The sequence below is a fragment of the Tsuneonella sediminis genome, from assembly GCF_051912845.1.
GTDB lineage: Bacteria > Pseudomonadota > Alphaproteobacteria > Sphingomonadales > Sphingomonadaceae > Tsuneonella > Tsuneonella sediminis.
Map to the genome: position 1 here is coordinate 27,337 of NZ_JBNCBU010000004.1, position 20,682 is coordinate 48,018.

Annotated in this window: 13 protein-coding genes; 8 read left to right on the plus strand and 5 right to left on the minus strand. The window is 66.2% G+C overall.

Translation table 11 applies throughout. The features are described 5' to 3' along the window. From ACPV3N_RS13060 to ACPV3N_RS13075, 4 genes are all read left to right on the plus strand, one after another. Positions 1–1,212 carry an acyl-CoA dehydrogenase family protein gene (locus ACPV3N_RS13060; protein ID WP_440118482.1) on the plus strand — a complete coding sequence of 404 codons (1,212 nt, stop codon included), beginning with the start codon at positions 1–3 and terminating at the stop codon, positions 1,210–1,212. 27 nt (positions 1,213–1,239) lie between these two features. Next, positions 1,240–2,307 (plus strand): acyl-CoA dehydrogenase family protein, encoded by a 1,068-nt coding sequence (locus tag ACPV3N_RS13065; protein ID WP_440118484.1) that lies wholly within the window; start codon positions 1,240–1,242, stop codon positions 2,305–2,307. Between the two features lie 77 nt (positions 2,308–2,384). Next, entirely contained in the window at positions 2,385–3,605 is a 1,221-nt protein-coding gene (locus tag ACPV3N_RS13070; RefSeq protein ID WP_440118486.1) for an MFS transporter, read from the plus strand. A gap of 190 nt (positions 3,606–3,795) precedes the next feature. Beyond that, positions 3,796–6,780 (plus strand): TonB-dependent receptor domain-containing protein, encoded by a 2,985-nt coding sequence (locus ACPV3N_RS13075; RefSeq protein WP_440118488.1) that lies wholly within the window; start codon positions 3,796–3,798, stop codon positions 6,778–6,780. Positions 6,781–6,864: 84 nt separating this feature from the next. Here ACPV3N_RS13075 and ACPV3N_RS13080 read toward each other — a convergent pair whose 3' ends face one another. Both ACPV3N_RS13080 and ACPV3N_RS13085 read right to left on the minus strand, forming a co-directional pair. Further along, positions 6,865–8,118 (minus strand): TetR/AcrR family transcriptional regulator, encoded by a 1,254-nt coding sequence (locus tag ACPV3N_RS13080; protein WP_440118490.1) that lies wholly within the window; start codon positions 8,116–8,118, stop codon positions 6,865–6,867. Between the two features lie 10 nt (positions 8,119–8,128). Then, a complete protein-coding gene (locus ACPV3N_RS13085; protein WP_440118492.1) occupies positions 8,129–9,892 on the minus strand; it encodes a class I adenylate-forming enzyme family protein in 1,764 nt (587 codons plus the stop codon). A gap of 178 nt (positions 9,893–10,070) precedes the next feature. Between ACPV3N_RS13085 and ACPV3N_RS13090 the strand changes: the two genes are divergently transcribed. The 4 genes from ACPV3N_RS13090 (at position 10,071) to acs (ending at position 17,023) form a co-directional block, all read left to right on the plus strand. After that, the gene (locus tag ACPV3N_RS13090) at positions 10,071–11,309 is read left to right on the plus strand and encodes a serine hydrolase domain-containing protein (protein WP_440118494.1); all 1,239 of its coding nucleotides are present in this window, start codon (positions 10,071–10,073) and stop codon (positions 11,307–11,309) included. 11 nt (positions 11,310–11,320) lie between these two features. Continuing rightward, a complete protein-coding gene (locus tag ACPV3N_RS13095) occupies positions 11,321–13,360 on the plus strand; it encodes a 3-hydroxyacyl-CoA dehydrogenase NAD-binding domain-containing protein (protein ID WP_440118496.1) in 2,040 nt (679 codons plus the stop codon). A gap of 136 nt (positions 13,361–13,496) precedes the next feature. Continuing rightward, positions 13,497–15,032, plus strand: coding sequence for a TLP1 C-terminal extension domain-containing protein (locus tag ACPV3N_RS13100; RefSeq protein WP_440118498.1), 1,536 nt, complete (start codon positions 13,497–13,499; stop codon positions 15,030–15,032). Between the two features lie 32 nt (positions 15,033–15,064). Then, positions 15,065–17,023 carry an acetate--CoA ligase gene (acs, locus tag ACPV3N_RS13105; RefSeq protein WP_440118500.1) on the plus strand — a complete coding sequence of 653 codons (1,959 nt, stop codon included), beginning with the start codon at positions 15,065–15,067 and terminating at the stop codon, positions 17,021–17,023. Here acs and ACPV3N_RS13110 read toward each other — a convergent pair. From ACPV3N_RS13110 to ACPV3N_RS13120, 3 genes are read right to left on the minus strand one after another with little or no spacing between them, the layout of a single operon-like run. Next, positions 17,020–17,853, minus strand: a complete 834-nt coding sequence (locus tag ACPV3N_RS13110; protein ID WP_440118502.1) for an alpha/beta hydrolase — start codon at positions 17,851–17,853, stop codon at positions 17,020–17,022. The two genes, acs and ACPV3N_RS13110, sit on opposite strands and share 4 nt — an antisense overlap. A gap of 12 nt (positions 17,854–17,865) precedes the next feature. Further along, positions 17,866–19,089, minus strand: a complete 1,224-nt coding sequence (gene kynU, locus ACPV3N_RS13115; protein ID WP_440118504.1) for a kynureninase — start codon at positions 19,087–19,089, stop codon at positions 17,866–17,868. After that, complete coding sequence (locus ACPV3N_RS13120) at positions 19,089–20,639, minus strand: acetolactate synthase large subunit (protein WP_440118506.1); 1,551 nt, start codon at positions 20,637–20,639, stop codon at positions 19,089–19,091. The genes kynU and ACPV3N_RS13120 overlap by 1 nt, the downstream gene beginning before the upstream one ends. Between the last annotated feature and the right edge of the window lie 43 nt (positions 20,640–20,682).

Sequence of the window (20,682 nt, forward strand, 5' to 3'; positions counted from 1 at the left end):
ATGGCGACCCTGGCCGAACCGAAGGAAGCGAGCGCCGACGAGGCCTTTCGCGAAGAAGTGCGCGCGTTCCTTGCCGGGAACTTCCCGCCCGAGCTCAAGGGAAAAGGGAACGCGCTGGCCAGCGTGGAAGGCCCGACCAAGGAGACCGATCTCCAGAAGAAATGGCGCGAAGCCATGGGCAGCCGCGGCTGGGGCACGCCCACCTGGCCGAAGGAATACGGCGGCGGCGGCCTGTCGAAGAAGCAGGCGCGCATCCTCCAGGAGGAAATGGCCAGGGCGGGCGCTTACAACCCGATCGGCGGCATGGGGGTGATGATGTTCGGCCCTACCCTGCTCGAGTACGGGAGCGAGGAGCAGAAGAAGGAGCACATCCCGCCGATCTGCCGCGGCGAGATTCGCTGGTGCCAGGGTTACTCCGAACCCAACGCGGGGTCCGACCTCGCCAACCTGCAGACCTTCGCCGAGGACAAGGGGGATCACTACCTCGTCAACGGCCAGAAGACCTGGACCAGCGGCGGCCAGTGGGCCGACAAGTGCTTCGCGATCGTCCGCACCGACAGGAGCGACAAGCACAAGGGCATCAGCTTCATGCTGATCGACATGGATTCGCCCGGCGTCGAAGTGCGCCCGATCCAGATGATCAGCGGCATGAGCCCGTTCTGCGAAACGTTCTTCACCGACGTGAAGGTGCCAAAGACTAACCTCGTCGGCGAGGAAGGCCAGGGCTGGACGATCGGCAAGCGATTGCTCCAGCATGAGCGGACCAACCTGTCGGGCGGCGGCGGCCTCGCCTCGCTGATGGGATCGAGCCTTGCCGACATGGCGAAGAAATACCTCGAGACCGACGGCGAAGGCCGGATCGTCGATGCGATCCTGCGCGACCGGATCGCCGATTTCGAGATCCGCTGGCAGTCGTTCCTGCTGACCGCGCGCCGCGCGGTCGAGGAAAGCAAGGCCGCCGGCGGGGTCAGCGAGATCAGCTCGGTGCTGAAGAAGCTCGGCACCAAGCTCGGCCAGGAACGCGCAGAGCTGACGATCGAGATCATGGGCATGCAGGGTCTCGGCTGGGAAGGCGAAGGCTTTACCGACGCCGAGCTTGCCGGCGTGCGCGCCTGGCTCTTCGGCAAGGCGACGACGATCTACGGCGGGTCGACCGAGATCCAGAACAACATCATCGCCAAGCGCGTGCTCGGCATGCTGGACCACCAGTAAGGCCGGCAGGACAAGGGAGCGAGAAACATGGCTGTCCTCAACGAAGAACAGGAAATGCTGCGCGACATGGCGCGCGACTGGGCGACCAACGAGAGTCCGGTGGCCGCGTTCCGCAAGGTCCGCGCCGACAAGCCCGCCGAAGGGTATTCCCCGCAGGCGTTCCAGACGATGGCGCAGATGGGCTGGACCGGTATCGTCATTCCCGAGGAATACGGCGGAAGCGATTTCGGCTGGATGAGCGCGGGTCTCGTGGTCGAGGAACTCGGCAAGACCCTCACCGCCAGCCCCTTGGTCGCGACGACCCTGGCAGCAAGCGCGATCGTGATCGGCGGGTCCGACGAGCAGAAGGCGAAGTGGCTGCCGAAACTGGCGAGCGGCGAAGTCGTCGGCACGCTCGCCATCGACGAATCCGCGCGCCACGATGGCAAGATCTCGGCCAAGGTCGACGGCGGCAAGCTGTCGGGCACCAAGGCCTTCGTCCACGAAGCGCACGGTGCCTCGCTGTTCGTGGTGGCGGCATCGGACGGGCTCTACCTCGTCGAGAATGGCGACGGCGTTTCGCTGTCCGACCGCAAGCTGACCGACCAGCGCAGCCACGCCCAGGTGACGTTCGACGGTGCCGCGGCGGACAGGCTGGCTGGCGGCGGCGAGGACCTTCTCGACAAGGTCCTCGACCGGGCGCGCATCCTGACTGCGGCAGAGATGCTTGGCATGGCGCAGCAGGTATTCGACGTGACGCTCGATTACCTGAAGCAGCGCGTCCAGTTCAACCAGGTGCTCGCCAGCTTCCAGGCGCTGCAACACCGGATGGCGGACCTGTTCGGCGATCTGGCGATGATGCGCAGCGCGGTCGAGGGTGGTTTGGACGCGCTCGATTCCGGGTTCGGCGTGCCCCGCGCCGCCGCGATCGCCAAGGCCGAAGCCAACCGCGTGCTGCATGTGATGAGCCGCGAGGGCATCCAGCTCCACGGCGGCATCGGCATGACCGATGAATACGACATCGGCTTCTACCTCAAGCGCGCCCGCGTGCTCGAGGCAAGCTGGGGTTCGAGCGGGTTCCTCAGGGACCGCTTCGCCCGGCTGGCGGGCTACTGAATTCGGTAGAACCCATACAGGACAGCGCCCTCGCCGATCCCGGCGAGGGCGACTCGTTCGTTCGCCACGCGCGGTTCGTGCAGGGGAACCTGCGGCGCAACTACACCGCGAACATGATCCACGGCATCCTCGGGATGACCGGGTTCCGGCTGATCTATGCGCCCACGATCATCCCTGCCTACCTGCTGGCCATCACCGGCAGCCCCGCCGCCGTCGGTCTGGGCACCGCCCTGCTCCAGCTCGGCGCCACGGTCTCGCCGATTCTCAGCGGCGCGAGGATCGAGCACCGCAGCCATATCCTGCCCTATTCGATCAGGGTGGGATCGATGATGCGGGTCGCCATCCTTGGCCTCGCAATTGCCGGCTGGACGCTGACGGGCAGCGCGCTCGTGTGGGTAACGCTCGGCCTGTTCCTGTTCCTCGGGTTCTTCAACGGCGCGCAGCGGGTCGCATTCCAGATGCTCATGGCCAAGGTCATCCCCATCGACCGGCGCGGGCGGCTGCAGGGCTATCGCAACCTGGCGGGAGGGCTGATCGCCGCCGCGCTCGCGTGGGTCGCGGGGCATTATTTCATCGCGGGCGAGTGGCTCGGCAATGGCTACGCGACGACGTTTCTGTTCGCGTTCGTCCTGACCAGCGCGGGGTTGCTTGTGCTCCAGACGATGATCCGCGAACCCGCTGCACCGGCCTCCCGTCCGGTCATCCCTCTGCGCGAACGTATCCGGCAATTCCCGCAGCTGCTCGAGGACAAGGACTTTGCCCGGTTCATCGGCGCGCAGGCGCTGGCGACCGCCATCCGGATCGGCGGGCCGTTCTGGACGGTCTACGCCGGGCAGAGGCTGGGCTTAAGCGGCGCGCTGATCGGCGGGCTGAGCCTCGCGTTTCTCGGGGCGGACACCATTTCCAACCTGCTGTGGGGCGGGATGGGAGACCGCCTGGGCTTTCGCATAGTGTACATCCTCTCGCTCGTGTCGGTGATCGCAGGCGTGGGTCTGCTGACGGTCTCGGCCACGGCCGCGCCGATCTATCTGGCGTTCGTCCTTCTCGGGGCCGGAGGCTCGGGCTGGATGCTGGCCTCGACGACCATGGTGCTCGAATTCGGCGCGCACGAGGACATTCCGATGCGGCTGGCGTTCGTGACCACCGCCGAAGGCTTCGTCGCCGCCGCCGGCCCGGTGCTGGCGGGACTGCTGGTAGCGGTCGCGGGCTTCACGCCGCTGTTCACGCTGGTGCTTTTGGCACTGGTCGCCGCGCTCGGGCTGATGACCTTCGCGGTGCGCGAGCCGCGAACGAGGTAGAACTTTGGTTAGGGTCCAAGGGTTTGGTCGTTGCACAATTCCAACATCGCAACATTATTACCCGCACACCGAGAGAAAATCGCCCATATCAGCTTGACAGCAGGGCCTCGTTGACATTCAATTTCGAGAAACGGGTATCCCGCCTCAAAGGGCGGCATCAGACAAGTCCGTGTCACAGGAGAGGAAACCGATGACCAAGACAGCTTTGCGTCACACCTGCGCCTGCCTCGCGCTCAGCGCCGGCATGGTGGGCATACCGGCCGTTGCGCAGACGGCCGAAGACGGCCAGGTGGACGAACGCCAGATCGTCGTTACCGGCACCCTCATCCGCGGCACTCCGGAAGATGCCGCGCTTCCCGTCGACGTCAGCACGGCGGAAGAACTGACCGCCGCGGGCGTGACCAACCCGCTCGAATTCATCAAGGACCTGCCCTCCAGCGGCGCGGTTCTGGGCGATTCCAACCAGTTCTCGACCGCCAGCCAGGGTTTCCAGGGCAACGGGTCGATCAACCTCAGGAACCTCGGCGCACAGCGTACGCTGGTGCTGTTCAACGGCCGCCGCTTCATTCCCGCGCCGGGTGACGGGTTTGCCGATACGAACCTGATCCCGCTGTTCGCGCTCGACCGGATCGAAATCCTCAAGGACGGCGCGGCCGCGACCTACGGCTCAGACGCGATCGGCGGCGTCGCCAACTTCATCACCAAGAGCCGGTTCGACGGCATCCAGCTCAACGGCGACTACAAGTTCGTCGACGGGTCGGACGACGATTACAACGCCAGCATTCTCGTCGGAAAGAACTTCGGCGGGTTCAACATCCTCGCCGGGTTCGGCTGGCAGCACCGCAGCGAACTGCAGGCCCGCAAGCGCGACTTCATCACCGACGTGCCCTACCAGGTGAACCCGTCGGGCTGGTCGACCCTGGGCAATCCCGGCAGCTACCTGCCGCGCGCGGGTGCGACGCCGGTGTCGGGTGTGACGCTTGACGGCAACCAGCTCAACATCTGCAATACGCTCGGCGGTTTCCAGTCCACGACCGGACCAAACGGCACAGGCAGCCCGATTTGCCGTTTCACCTTCGTCCCGTTCGACAACCTCGTCGAGAAGACCAATCGCTACCAGGCTTACCTGCAGGCCGACGCCGAGCTGTCGGACAACCTGCGGTGGCACGCCGAGGCGCTCTGGGCGCATTCGCTGCTCCCGCGGCTGCGTTATTCGCCGTCGTTCCCGCCAACCCAGGGGCCGCGTGGCCCCGGCAGCGTGGGCGCATTCACCGTGCCGAGGGCCAACCCGGGATTCCAGGGCTTCATCAACCAGAGCTATCCGGCAGGCAGCGCGGCCTTCAACACGGTCAACAATCTCGCCACGAACGCCCTCATCATCCTGTTCCGCCCGTTCGGCGTGGGCGGCAATCCGGCGACCGACGAACTGGGTAGCCAGTTCGGGCGCGCCGAGGACGATGCATGGCGCATCTCATCGGGCTTCGATTACGACTTCAGCGACACGTTCCGCGCCAGCCTGTTCGGAACCTACCAGCGCCACTGGCGCGAGGCGTGGGTGACCGACGCAGTCGGCGGGCGGCTCCAGCGCGCGCTCGACGGGTTCGGCGGCCCCAACTGCACCGGCACAACCCCGGGTGCCAACGGGTGCCTGTGGTTCAACCCCTTCATCAACACCGCGCCGCGAGCACGCGTCACCGGGGTCGCCAACCCGGGCTTCATTTCCTCGGCACAGAACAGCCCGGAGGTCGTGAACTGGATCTACATCCCCAACGGCACGATCCAGATGGAAGAGAACGTCATCTTCGACCTGATCTTCTCGGGCGAGACCGGCCTCGATCTCGGCGGCGGGCCGGTCGCCTACGCGTTCGGCGCCCAGCACCGGCATTCGTACTTCACCTCGAAGCCGTTGAATGCGCTCAACGACCGCAACCAGAATCCGTGCCCGATCGAGGGCGACCGGTCGTGCCTCAGCCGGCCGGGCGCCGACATCGGCCCGTTCATCTTCCTCGGGCAATCGACGCAGGTCGCGCTCACGCAGAACGTCAAGGCGCTGTTTGCCGAAGTCAACGTGCCGATCGGCACGCGGCTCGAGGTGAACGGCGCGGTCCGGTTCGAGGATTACGGCGGATCGGTCGGATCGACGATCAATCCCAAGGGCTCGTTCCGCTTCGAGGCGACCGACTTCCTGACCTTCCGCGGGTCGATCGGCACGACGTTCCGCGGGCCGACCGCGGCGCAGGTGTCGCCGACTTCGGTCACAACGCTCGCGGGCATCCAGGCCGCGGCGAACAACTTCAAGTCGGTCGACCTGTTCGGCAACAACGTCGATCTCGGGCCGGAAACCGCGTTCACCTACAACATCGGCGCGGTGATCAAGACGGGCGGCTTCACCAGCTCGGTCGACTTCTGGTCGTACGATTTCGATGACCGGATCACGACCACGCCGGGCCAGGCGATCGCCTCGTCGGTCGGCAACAACCAGACCAACGGGACTACGCCGGTCAACTGTTCGAGCCCGCTGGCCAACCTGATCACCTTTGCCGGCAATGCCTGTATCCAGGGCGTGACGGTCGGCAACGACATCGCCCGCGTGCGGACCGACTGGGTGAACGGGCCCAAGGTGAAGACGCAGGGTATCGACGCCGCGATCGACTACCGGATGCCGATCGGCGCCGAGGTCGAAGCGAGCATCGGCGCGCAGGGCACCTACATCACGAAGTACGACGTGGACGATTTCATCTTCCGCGGCGTGAACCTGCAGCCCGGCTATTCGGCGCTGGGCTTCAGCAACTACTTCCGCGATCCGGGCACCGTCTCGAAGCTGCGGGCCAACGCCTATGCCGGGCTGGAAGTCGGGCCGGCGAGCCTGAGGGCGGTGTACAAGTACATCAAGGGCGTGACCGACGATCGCTGCCCCGCCCTACCCGCCCCTTGCGCCACGACGCCTGATGGCTTCTCGACCAACTTTGGCCGGGAAATCCGCGACTACCACCAGCTCGACCTGTTCGCGAACTACAAGCTGCAACTCGGCCGGTCTGATGCCATGCTGCGCGCGGGCATCGAGAACGTGTTCGACCGCGATCCTTCGGCGGCGCGTCTGGAGGCGGGATACGATCCGTTCACGGGCAATCCCTATGGCCGGATGTACACGCTGGGCATCACCTTCGATTACTGATCGAAGTCGGGGAAACGGGCATCGGGGGCCGTGCGGGAAACCGCCCGGCCCCTTTCGCTTGGTCCAAATCAAGAATTCGGTGGATCAGCCGAGTTCGGGCGGGTCGGTGAACACCCCGGCGCACAGCGTCCAGGCATAAAGCCGGACCGCGCTTTCCTCATCGGGCTGGCGGGCCGCCCAGGCGCGCGCCTCATAGGCACCGTTCAGCGCCGGCATGATCAACTGGCTCGCGACCATCGGGTCGACCGCGCGCACGCTGCCTTCCGCGATACCGTCAGCGATCATGCCCGCAAAGCGATTGGCGAGCCGGTTCGACCGCACGACGACGCTGCCACGCTCGTCGCTCGGCAGGGCCTGGAGCGCGGCGGTGCGCAACAGCGGCATCGCGTCGTTGAACTGAAGGTCGATCAGTTCGGCGAGCGCGCTGGCGATCCGGCTCCAGCCGCTTGCGTCGAGTTCGCGTGCGGCGATCTGCGCGGCAGACAGGCGGTCGTAGCTTTTCTGGAAGCACTCGAAGACGAGGTCGTCCTTCGCGTCGTGATGGTGGTAGAAGCTGCCCTTGGTAACGTTGAGCGCCGCAGCGATCCGGTTGACCGAAGCGCCGCGATAGCCGCGCTGATTTATCATCACCGTCGCGGATCGCAGGAACGCGTCGGCAATCTCGGCGTCGCCGTCAGCCTTGCTGCGCCATGCTTCGTTCGCCAGCGGCAGCGGCGACCAGTCGCCGGGCCGTGCAGCGAGCCCCTGGGCGAAGATGTCGAACATGCGGTCTTCGAGCCGGTCGAAATCGCGGATCGAGTAGCGCAGCGACCAGACTGGCCACCAGAACATCGTCTCGAGCAGGATATGGGCCCGCGCCGTGTCAAGCGCGCGCCGGGTTCCGGTGCGTCCGTCTCCGAAAAAGCCGCGCACGCAATCGACGATCCGGCCGTACTGGTCGAGAAGCGGGGTCTGAGCCTCCTCATCCAGCGTGCGGATTTCGCTCAGCGCAGTGATGAGCCCCTTTTCACCCAGCCGTATGCGGCGTCGCAGTTCGACGTGGGCGGCGATGAACGCGCGCAGGCGATCGGCCGGATCTGCATGGCTGGCCGCGTCGTTCGCGGCTTCCTCGAGCCAGTCGAGCGTCGCTGCGAACACAGCGACGACCAGCTTGTCCTTGCGGTCGAAGTAATAGGTGATGCTTGTCGCGTTGAGGCCGACAGAACGGGCCAGTTCGGCGAATGTCGTGCCCTTGACGCCAAGATCGTTGATCAGCGCGGACGCCGCGTGGATCACGTCCTCGCGCCGGCGCCCGAAGCGCGCGGTTTCGCCGCTCCTCGATTGCCTCGACCCGCCCATCGCGGCCCTGCTATCCGCCTTCCACGGGATTGTCGAATAACGACTTCAGGTCCTTCTTGAGGATCTTGCCGTTTGCGTTGCGCGGCAGTGTTTCTTCGCTGAACAGGATACGCACCGGGACCTTGAACTTCGCCAGGCGCTCGGCAACCCATGCCTGCAGTTCGGCTTCGCTGGCCTGCATCCCGGGTGCGAGGTGGACCACTGCGGCGGGCTCCTCGCCGAGGGTATGGTGCGGAATTCCCACGAGCGCGGCGTCGGTGACGGCCGGATGATCGTAAAGAACGTTCTCGACCTCGGACGAGTAGATGTTCTCCCCCCCGCGCAGGATCATGTCCTTCGCCCGGTCGACGATGTAGCAGAAACCTTCTTCATCGAGTCGGGCGAGGTCGCCGGTGCGTACCCACCCGTCCACGAAGGTCTCGGCGGTGGCCTCGGGCTTGTTCCAGTATCCCTTCACCACCATCGGGCCGCGGGCCCAGAGTTCGCCGACCTCTCCCACCGGCATCTCGCGGGTCCCGTCCTCGCTCATGATCTTGAGGTCCGCCACCGCGACCGGCGGGCCGCAACTCGTAGGCCGGTTGAGGTAGTCCTCGCTCGAATGGCCGGTGACCGTCGCCATCGTCTCGGTCATGCCCCAGCCGTTGCCCGGCAGCGCGCCAAAGACCTCGCGGATCTTGCGGACCAGTTCGGGAGCCGACGGTGCCCCGCCATAAGCGATCGCCTCGAGGCTGGAGAGGTCGTACTTGTCGCGGTCAGGGTGCTCGATCAGCTGCCAGGCGATCGTCGGCACGCCGCCGGTAGCGTTGACCTTCTCGCGCTCGATGATTTCGAACGCGTTCACCGGGTCCCACCGCCGCATGAAGATCGCGGTGTTCCCCGCCGCGACCATGCCCATCAGCCCTGCCGAACACGCGGTGACGTGAAACAGCGGAATGACGGTGAGGGTGGTCTTGTGCGCCGGTTCGGGCGGCTGTTCGCCCCGGCGCAGGGCTGCCACGCAGGCGTTGTAGCCGCTCGAGAAAATGTTGGTGACGAGGTTGCGGTGGGTGCCGAGCGCGCCCTTGGGATTGCCGGTCGTGCCGCTCGTGTAGAAGATCGTCGCGTCGTCATCGGGCGCGATCTCCGCGGGCGGGATCTCGGCATCGGGCAGGCCGCCCCAGGTGGGCGGAGTGCCGATCACGCTTTCGAGATGCTCTGCCGGTCCCTCCAGTGCGCCGGACGCGCGCGAAACGAACGCGTGTCGAAGCGAGGGTATGTCGGCAAGGTGCGGCGCGACGCGCTCCCACCGCTCGTCGTCGCAGATCAGTAGCTTGGTCCCTGAATCGCGGAGGCCGTAGGCCAGTTCGCCGCCCGTCCACCACGCATTGAGCGGAACGCAGATCGCTCCGATCGTGACGCTGGCGAAGAAGGCAACCGGCCATTCGGGCAGGTTGCGCATGGCGAGAGCAACGCGGTCCCCCTTCCCCACCCCGCGCTGGCGCAACTCGCCCGCCAGTTTCGCCACGGCGCGGTGAAAGGCGCCGAAAGTAACCCGCTCGTCCTCGTAGATGAAAGCCTCGCGCGTCCCGTGCATGCGGGCCACCATCATCAGAGCGCGCAGGTTCGGCGGCGCGTTCTTCCACACCCGGGTAGGCACTCCGCGGATGTCGATCGTTTCCATCTCGAACCGCTCGCCAGGCGCGGTCAGCCGCGCCTGCGCCTCGCTTCGCGAGATTGCCGGCCAGCCGGCCGGGGGCGTCCAGCCGATCGCTTCGGCCAGGTTCGCTTCACCCATTGCACGCCCTCTTCCCAGTTCCGTTTTCGAAGTGCAGTTTACGGGTTCGCAGACCATGCGCAAGCGCCGTTTCGGGCAAATGGTATGGTCTGGGACGCACGATCGAGGTTGCCGTTCGCGGAAAGCCGGGTATGGCTGGACACAACCTGCTTCGGCGACCTTGGGAGAGAATCGCTCCATGCTCGATACGACACAATCCGCCGCATGCGGCTTCGATGCCGACCGGCTCGCCCGCATCGAGCCATTCCTGCGCAGCGCCTATGTCGACGGCGGCCGCCTGCCGATGGCGCAGCTGATCGTCGCGCGCGACGGAACGCCGGTCTACTCGATGCGCTGCGGCACGATGGGCGAAGGACGCGAAGACGTGCGCGAGGACGCGCTGTACCGGATCGCCAGCATGACCAAGCCGGTCACCTCGATCGCATTCATGCAGCTGGTCGAACAGTGCAAGGTCGCGCTCGAGGACCCTGTGACGAAGGTCTTTCCCGAATTCGCCGATCTCTCTGTGTTCGCCGGAGGGGGGAGCGGACAGGTGCCGTTCCATCCTGGCAAGCCCGCCGGACCGATGCGGTTCGTCGACCTCCTGACGCACATGTCGGGCTTTACCTACGGCTTGCAGAACCGCACGAACGTCGATGCGGCCTACCGTGAAAGCAACTTCGATTTCGCGCGCGCGCACCTCGATTCCGACCAGTTCGTCGCGCGGCTCGCGAAGCTTCCCCTCGAGTTCTCTCCGGGTGATCGGTGGAACTACTCGGTATCGACCGACGTGCTGGGCATCGCGGTCGAACGACTGAGCGGAATGCGGCTGGGCGAGTATTTCCGCCAGCACATCTTCGAACCGTTGGGCATGAGAGATACCGCGTTCGGCGTTGCGGAAGGACAGGCGGACCGGCTCGTCGATGCCTACCAGTACGTGCCAGGCAAGCCCGCCCGTCTCATCGACGCCGGCCCCACCAGCAAGCTTGCCATCCCGGCAAAGTTCGACAGCGGCGGCGGTGGGCTGGTCGGCACCGCGGCGGATTACCAACGGTTCGTGACGATGCTGGTGAACGGCGGCGAGTTCGACGGCGCGCGGATCGTCAGCCCCAAGACGCTGCACCTGATGATCGCCAACCACCTTCCCGGCGGGCAGGACCTGACCCAGCTGTCGCAGAGCCTGTTTTCCGAAAGCCAGAACGCCGGCGTCGGCTTCGGCCTCGGCTTTGCGACCGTGATCGATCCGGCGAAGACGCTGATGCCCGCAAGCCGGGGCGAGTTCTACTGGGGCGGCGCCTACTCGACCGCGTTCTTCGTCGACCCGGTCGAGGGAATCACGATGGTGTTCATGACGCAGGTCTACCCGTCGAGCGCCTATCCCATCCGTCGCCAGTTGAAGACCCTGATCTATTCCGCGCTGACCGACAGCCGCGCCTGAGGAGCCTGCCCATGTCCGACCCCATCTCATCCCACCGCGACGGCGAAGTCCTGGTCATCGTTTCGGACAACCCGCCGGTCAACGCGCTCGGTCAGGCCGTGCGCGCCGGCCTCAAGCGCGAGATCGAGGCGGGTCTTGCCGACGACGCAGTCAAGGCAATGGTCATCCGCTGCGACGGGCGCACGTTCTTTGCGGGCGCCGACATCACCGAGTTCGGCAAGCCACCGCAAGGACCGAGCCTGCCGGAGACGCTCGATGCGATGGAGGCGAGCGGCAAGCCGGTCGTCGCCGCGATCCACGGCACCGCGCTGGGTGGCGGATGCGAGGTCGCGCTCGCCTGCCATTACCGCGTCGCGGTTCCCAGCGCGAAGCTGGGACTGCCCGAGGTCAAGCTCGGCCTGATCCCCGGTGCCGCGGGCACCCAGCGGCTGCCGCGCCTCGTCGGCGCCGAAGCCGCACTGCCGATGGTCGTTGGCGGCGATCCGATAAGCGCGAAGAAGGCGAAAGGCATCGGCCTTGTCGACGAGATTGTCGGCGAGGATAGCCTCGAGGTTGACGCGATCGCCTTCGCGCGCAGCAAGATCGGCCAGCCGGTCCCGCGCGCCAGCGAGGGCACCGCCAACCAGGACGGCGTGAAGAACCCCGGCATCTTCGACGAATTCCGCCACAAGATGGCGCGCAAGATCCGCGGCTTCGACGCGCCCAACGCGGGCATCGAGGCGGTGAAGGCGGCAGGCGAACTGCCCTATGCGGAAGGGGTGAAGAAGGAGCGCGAGCTGTTCATGAAGCTCATGACCGGCACCCAGTCGGCCGCGATGCGCCACTATTTCTTCGCCGAGCGGGCGGCGAACAAGATCGACGACGTGCCCGCCGACACCCCGCTGATCCCGATACGGAAGGTCGGTGTGATCGGCGCCGGCACGATGGGCGGCGGCATCTCGATGAACTTTCTGTCCGCAGGCATCCCGGTAACCATTCTCGAGATGCAGCAGGACGCCCTCGATCGGGGCACCGGCACGATGCGCAAGAACTACGAGAACACCGCCAAGCGCGGCCGCATGACCGAAGAACAGGTCGAGCAGGCGATGGGCCTGCTTACACCCACGCTCGAATACGCCGACCTCGCCGATTGCGACCTCGTGATCGAGGCCGTTTACGAGAACATGGACGTCAAGAAGCAGGTCTTCGCAAAGCTCGACGAAGTGGTGAAACAGGGCGCGATCCTCGCTTCGAACACCAGCTATCTCAACGTCGACGAGATCGCGACCGCGACCAAGCGGCCGGGCTACGTCATCGGCCTGCACTTCTTCTCGCCGGCCAACGTCATGAAGCTGCTCGAGATCGTGCGCGGCGAGAAGACCCGCGACGATGTTCTGGCCACTTCGATGAAGCTCGCCAAAAAGATCGGCAAAGTTGCCGTCGTCTCCGGCGTGTGTCCGGGGTTCATCGGCAATCGGATGCTCAGCCCGCGCCAGCAGCAGGCCAACGCCTTGCTGATGGAGGGCGCGAACTACTGGGAAATCGACGACGTCCTGCTCGAATTCGGCTTCCCGATGGGCCCGTTCCAGATGGGCGACCTCGCCGGCACGGACATCGGCTGGCATCGCGACCCGTCGAGGATAGAGACGATCCGCGATGCACTGTGCGCAGCGGGCCGCTTCGGGCAGAAGGCGGGCAAGGGCTATTACGACTATGACGCCTCGCGCAACCGCACCCCGTCGGACGAGACCAGGAAGATCATCGCCGACTTCGCCGCGAAGGAAGGCAAGCCGCAGCGCGAAATCTCGAAGGACGAGATTCGGGAGCGGCTGCTCTACCCGATGGTCAACGAAGGAGCGAAGATCCTCGACGAGAAGATGGCCCAGCGCGCGAGCGACATCGATGTCGTGTGGATCAACGGCTACGGCTGGCCGCTTTACACTGGTGGTCCGATGTTCTGGGCCGATACGGTCGGTCTCGACACCGTCGTCGCGGGTCTCGAGAAACACGGCCTGCCGGTGAGCGACTACCTGCGCCGAAAGGCCGAAGCGGGCGAGAAGTTCAACCGCTGAGCGGACACTTTCCTACTGCCCGGACGATATGCGATGGCGGGCCGATGACGCCCGCCCCCGCTTCCCGCTCCCCCTTTCGTGAAGCGTGCGCGGGGCGCGGGACATTTCTTCGCCAGGACAGTGTGACAGGTGTGACATGGTTCAGCTGACCCGCGTCGAACCTGACGACATGACACCCGTCATCGTCGGCGTCGGCCAGGTCGTCGAGCGAATCGGCGAGCCGGATTACCGCGCGCGCAACGCTGCGGATCTCGCTGCCTGGGCGGCCGAAAGAGCCTTGGCCGACTCACAAGCGACGACCGACCTCAAGCCGCTGATCTCCGTGGTCAGTGCCATTCGGACGTTCGAGGATTCCGGGGCTGCGCCGTCTCCGTTCGGCAAGCCCGACAAGTTCCCGCGTGCGGTCGCCCGGCGTGCCGGTCTGACCCCCAAGCATGCCGTGCTCGAGGCCGTCGGTGGCCAGTCGCCGGTCACCGCGCTGGTTGAAATGGCAGAGCGGGTTGCGCGCGGCGAGATTGCTGCGGGGATGGTTTTCGGCGCCGAAGCGATCTCGACGACCCGCCACCTCGTCGGCCTCGGCGAGACTCGCGATTGGGCCGAGCACGACGAGGGCGAGGTCGACGATCGCGGCTCGGCGCGGATGCTGACCAGACAGGGCATTGTCCACGGGATCGTCAGCGCGCCCATCGCCTATGCGTTGCAGGAGAACGCTCGCCGCGCCCGGCTGGGCATGGGCCGCGAGGGATATCGGCTGGCGATGGGCGAGCTGTTCGCGCCGTTCAGTGCGGTCGCCGCCCGCAACCCCTATTCGTGCGCGGCGAGCGACCCCCTCACCGCCGAAGAGATCGCTACGATAACTCCGAAAAACCGGATGATCGCCGACCCCTTCCCGCTCAAGGTCGTCGCTCGCGACCAGGTCAACATGGGCGCCGCGCTGCTGGTCATGTCGGCGAAGGCCGCACGCGAAGCAGGAGTGCCGCGGGACAAGTGGGTCTACATCCACGGCGCAGCGCAGGCGGCGGAGCCCGACATCCTCGAACGTGCCGATCCCGGGGCCTACCCCGCTGCCGCCGCCGCGCTCGACGCGGCGCTGGACGCGGCCGGCAAGTCGATCGACGACATGGCCTCGCTCGATTTCTATTCGTGCTTTCCCATCGCCGTATTCTCGACCGCGATCGACCACCTCGACCTTTCGGCGGAGGACCCGCGCGGGCTGACGGTAACCGGGGGCCTTCCCTACTTCGGCGGCGCCGGCAATGGATACTCGAGCCATGCCGTGGCCAGCATGGTCAACCGGCTGCGCGGCTCGCCCGGCTCCTACGGCCTCGTGGGCGCCAACGGCGGTTTCCAGAGCAAGTACGCCGCTCTGGTCCTCTCGTCCCTGCCCGCTCCATTCCCCGGCTGGAGCGAGGCGACCCGCGCCGCGGAAAGCGCGCCCGAAGTCGCCGGACTCGTCGAGGGAGCGGGCCGGATCGAGACCTATACCGTGGTCCACGGCCGCGAGGGTCCGGTTTACGCGATTGCGGTTGGGGCGCTGCCCGATGGACGCCGGTTCATCGCCCGCACTGACGAACCCGCCACGGTCGCCTCGATGGCCGCGACCGATCCGCTGGGTGCACAGGTCCTGCTCGCCAACGACGGCGAACGCAACGCGTTCACACTCGCGCGCTGAGTCGCTAGGCTCCGTTGCGCAAGGAGAAAGAGATGAGCGACGTAGCCGTTCACCCCCACGACGCCGAACGGATACCCCGCCCCGCTGCGGCCGGTTCGGGCACCAACTGCTCCTCCGAACAATACGAGGCGATGTACGCACGCAGCATCGCGGACAGCGACGCCTTCTGGCTTGAGCAGGCCGCCCGGCTCGACTGGTCGCAGGCCCCGACGAAGGCCGGAGAGTGGAGCTTCGATCCGGTCGACATCAAGTGGTTCGCCGACGGCCAGCTCAACGTCTGTCACAACGCTGTCGATCGCCACGTGGCGGCGGGCAACGGCGAGCGGCTCGCGCTGATCTTCGAGCCGGACGATCCAGCCGGCGAAGTCCGCCGCATCACCTATGCCGAGTTGCAGGCCGAAGTGATCCGCATGGCGAACAGTCTGAAGAAGATGGGCGTCGCCAAGAGCGACCGGGTCACTATCTACATGCCGATGGTGCCCGAAGGCGCCTTCGCGATGCTCGCCTGCGCGCGGATCGGCGCAGTACACTCGGTCATCTTCGGCGGCTTCAGCCCCGAGGCGATCGCGGGCCGGATCGAGGACTGCGCGAGCGACTGGGTGATCTGCGCCGACGAAGGCTGGCGAGGCGGGAAAACGATCCCGCTCAAGGCCAACGTCGACGCCGCGCTCGAAAAAGTCGGCGTGAAGGCCGTTCTCGTCATCCGCCACACCGGCGGCGAAGTCGCGATGACCGCGGGCCGCGATCACTGGTATCACGAACTGTCGGACGGAGTGCCCGCCGACTGCCCGTGCGAGCCGATGGCCGCCGAAGACCCGCTGTTCATCCTCTACACCAGCGGTTCCACCGGCAAACCCAAAGGCGTGCTCCACACCACCGGAGGCTATGCGGTGTGGACCGAGACGACATTCCGCTACGTGTTCGACTACCGGCCGGGCGAGGTGTTCTGGTGCACCGCCGACATCGGCTGGGTCACCGGGCACAGCTACGTCGTCTACGGCCCCTTACAGAACGGCGCGACCGCGCTGATGTTCGAAGGGGTGCCCAACTGGCCCGGCCACGACCGGTTCTGGGCGACGATCGCCAAGCACAAGGTCGCGATATTCTACACCGCACCCACCGCAATACGCGCGCTGATGCGCGAAGGGAAAGCTCCGGTCGAGCGGCACGACCTGTCATCGCTGCGCCTGCTGGGAACCGTTGGCGAGCCGATCAATCCGGAAGCCTGGCGCTGGTATTCGGACACGGTCGGCAAGGGCAGGCTGCCGGTCGTCGACACGTGGTGGCAGACCGAGACCGGCGGGGTGATGATCACCACGCTGCCCGGCGCGCACGACATGAAGCCGGGCAGCGCGGGCAAGCCATTCTTCGGCGTCTGCCCCCAGCTGGTCGACGCCGATGGCGAGGTGCTCGACGGTGCGTCCGAGGGCAACCTGTGCATCACCCGTTCGTGGCCCGGGCAGTCGCGCACCGTCTACGGCGATCACGAGCGCTTCGTGCAAACCTATTTCAGCACTTACAAGGGCAAGTACTTCACCGGCGACGGCTGCCGCCGCGATGCCGACGGGTATTACTGGATCACCGGCCGCGTGGACGACGTCATCAACGTGTCCGGCCACCGGATGGGCACCGCAGAGGTCGAGAGCGCACTGGTCCTCCATGACCAGGTGGCCGAGGCCGCAGTCGTCGGCTTCCCGCACGACATCAAGGGTCAGGGTATCTACTGCTACGTCACGCTGATGGAGGGAGTGGAACCTTCCGACGATCTCGTGACAGCGTTGCGCCAGCAGGTCCGCAAGGAGATCGGACCGATCGCCTCTCCCGACCACCTTCACTTTACCCCGGCCCTGCCCAAGACGCGCTCGGGCAAGATCATGCGCCGCATCCTGCGCAAGATCGCCGAGAACGAGACCGGCTCGCTGGGCGACACCTCGACCCTCGCCGATCCATCTGTGGTCGACACGCTGATCGAGGGGCGGCTGAACCGCTAGGGCGCGGGATGCGCATCGAGCCAGCGGGCAAGGTCGCCGATCACGGCGTCCTTCTCGGGCTCGTTGTAGATTTCGTGGAACAGGCCGGGATAGGTGATCACCGTCTTGTCGTGCGCGCCGATGATCTCGACCACGGGCCGCACGTCGCTCCACCTGACCAGCGCATCGGATTCGCCGTGCTGGACCAGGAGGGGCACCTTCATCGAAGTCGCCCTGTCGCGGTAGCCTGAGACGGAGGTGAACATCTCGTGTGCCGTTCGCGCAGCGACCCTGCCCGTGGTGACGAGCGGGTCGGCCGCGTAAGCCTCCACGACGGCCGGATCGCGGCTCACCGCCTCTGGCGGCAGAGCAATCATCCCGGTGTTCGGCGCGATCCGGGACAGCAGCGACAGTACCGCGCGCTGCAGCGCCGGCAGGCGTCCGCCGATCAGCGGACCCGACAGGACCAGGCCCGAAAGGTCCTGCGGCCAGTTCAGCGCGTAACCGAACGCGACGTTGCCGCCCATCGAATGGCCCAGCATCTTCACCGGCATTCCGTCATGCAGCGCGCGGACGCAGCGGACGAACACGTGGAAGTCGTCGATCACCCATCGCATCCGGTCGACCAGCGCGCGTGTCCCTTCCGACTTGCCGTGGCCTCGATGGTCGAGCGCGTAGAGCGCGAAACCGAGCGGCACGAGACGCTCGACGAGGTTGCCGTAGCGCCCGCCGTGCTCGGCATAGCCGTGGGAAATGACGATCACGTCCGGCGGCTCGCTCTCGGGCAGCCATCCCTGCGCGTGGAGCGCAAGTGCGCCGTGCCCCTCGAGCGTCCATTCGACGTGGCGCATGGTGCTTCTCCCTCAGGTCACCGCCGCGCGGACCGTGAACTCGGGGCGGTCCCAGGCAGCCTCGTCCATCACCGAGGTTATCACGGCGACGGCCTCCTCAATCTCGGCAAACAAAGTGTAGAGCGGGGTCAGTCCGAAGCGCAGCACATCGGGCGCGCGGAAATCCCCCACCACGCCGCGCGCGATGAGCGCCTGCACGATGGGATAGGCCTGGGGGTGGGCGTAAGAGATCTGGCTGCCCCGCTCCGCCGGATCGGACGGACTGACGAGGGTGAAGCCGTGCCGCCCGCAGACCGGCTCCATCGCCTGCGCGAACAGTTCGCCCATGGCGACCGACTTCGCCCGCATCTCGGCCATGTCCGCCTCGAGCATCAGGTCGACGCCCACTTCGAGCGCGGCGAGGCCAAGGATCGGCGGCGTACCCACGAGAAACCGGGTGATACCGGGCGCGGGCGTATATGCGTCTTCGAAGTCGAACGGGCGAGCGTGGCCGAACCAGCCCGACAAGGCTGGCATCGCCCGTTCCTGATGCCGTCTTGCGGCGAAGATATATCCGGGTGCCCCCGGTCCCCCGTTCAGGAACTTGTAGCCGCAGCCGACCGCGAAGTCGGCGCCAGCGCCATTCAGATCGACCGGGATCGCCCCCGCACTGTGGCTGAGGTCCCAGATCACGACCGCACCTTTCGCGTGCGCCGCGGCGGTCGTCGCGGCCATGTCGCGGACGCGGCCCGTACGGTAGTGAACTTGGGTGAGCAGGATGGCGGCGGTGTCGTTATCGATGGCGTCGAGCAACGCCTCGCCCTCGACCAGCTTCGCCGTCACGCGCCGCCCCGTCAGCGCCTCGAGCCCCTGCATCATGTAGACGTCGGTCGGAAAGTTGCCGCGTTCCGACAGGATCGTCGAACGTCCCGGATTGACCGAAAGCGCCGCGCACAGCGCCTTGAACACGTTGACCGAGGTGGAATCGCAGGCAACGACCTCGCCCTCGTCCGCACCGATGATCTTCGATATCTTGTCGCCGATCCGCTGGGGAGCATCGACCCATCCAGCGGAATTCCACGAACCTATAAGGCTCTGGCCCCATTCCTCCTGAACCAGTTCGACGATCCGGGGTGCTGTTGCTTTTGGCAGGCATCCGAGCGAATTGCCGTCGAGGTAGATCTTCCCTTCCGGCAGCACGAACCGCTCGCGAAATTTGCGCAAGCTATCGGCAGCGTCGAGCGCGGCGGCGTCCATCAGTACAGCTTGACCTCGATCAAACGCGGCCCCGCCTCGCCGTTTGCGTCGATCAGCGCCCGGGCCAGACCCTCCGCCGTGTCGACCTGCACCCCCGGCACGCCCATCGACTTGCCCATCGCCAGCCAGTCGATCGTCGGGCGGTCGATGTCGATCATCGTCAGCGCTTCGGCGCTGGGCCGGTCGCCAGCACCCATGTTGGAATATTCGGCCTTGAGAATGTTGTAGGTATTGTTGGCGAACACCACTGTCGTCACCGGCAACTGTTCGCGCGCCTGGGTCCAGAGCGCCTGGATCGTGTACATCGCGCTGCCGTCGCCGACGAGACAGATCGTCCGCCGGTCGGGACACGCGAGCGCCGCCCCGGTTGCCACCGGCGGCGAATAGCCGATCGACCCGCCAAGATTGTTGATCATATCGTGCGGCGCAGCGCCGAGCGTATAGCTCATCGATTCGCGCCCGCTGGTCAGGCTCTCGTCGACAACGATGGCGTTCTCGGGAAGGCCGGTACAGAGCGCATGCGCAATCGATATCGGATCGAGCGCGCCGGTGGGCATGACCTTCTCGGCCGCCTGCTGGTAGGCCGCCTGCGCGTTGCCGAGGCCCAGTTCTTCCACCAGCATCTCGAGCGCGACCGTGGAATCTTCGTCGGCTTCGCTCAGCGTGTGCACTTGCGTGCCCGGCTCCTTCAGAAGGCTCGGGAGCCCGGGATAGCTGAAGAACGCCACGGGCTCCTTCGTTTCGAGCAGCACCAGGTGCCTGGTGCCCTTCAGGAAGTTGACCGCGGGCGCGACCGAATAGGGAATCCGCTCGAGCGGCACCCGCCCCGCCCCGCGCTCGATGCGATTGGTGAAGAACTGGCTGGCGAGCCGGCAGCCGGTGCCGGCGGAGACCTTCCCAGCCAACTCCAGGGGCTCGACCCGGCAGGCCTTGTTGGCGAGGATCAGCATCGTTGGCTCGCCCGAGCGGAGAACCTTCGCGACTTCGCGGATACGGTCCGGATCGGGCGCCTTGCGCGCGGTCGGAGCCGGGGGCGGCACGACCACATCGCCCGCGTCCTGCCACGCGGTGTCGCCCGGCAGGATCAGCGTCGCGATCTTTCCCGGGTGCTCGCTCGCCCTGGCGATGGCGGCGGCGGTATCCCATGCGATCGTCGCCGCGCTGTCGCCGCGCCTGACCCAGTGCGACAGCGGCCGGGCGAGACCCTCGATATCGCTGGTCAGCGGTGCATCGTACTTGAGGTGCTTGGTCGCGTGCTCGCCGACGACGTTGACCACGCCGGACGAGGCGCGGCGCGCGTTGTGGATGTTGGCAAGGCCGTTCGAGAGGCCGGGGCCGAGGTGCAGCAAGGTCGCCGCCGGCTTGTCGGCCATGCGGTAATATCCGTCGGCAGCCCCAGTGCACACGCCTTCGAACAGGCACAGCACGCCGCGCATCCGCGGGTCACCCAGCGCGGCGAGAAAGTGCATTTCCGATGTGCCGGGATTGGCGAAACAGACGTCGACGCCGTGGTCGACAAGAGTGGAAACTAGGCTCTGCGCGCCGTTCATGGACAGTTTTCGATCCTCTCAGCTTCTGCCGGCCCGGTTAACG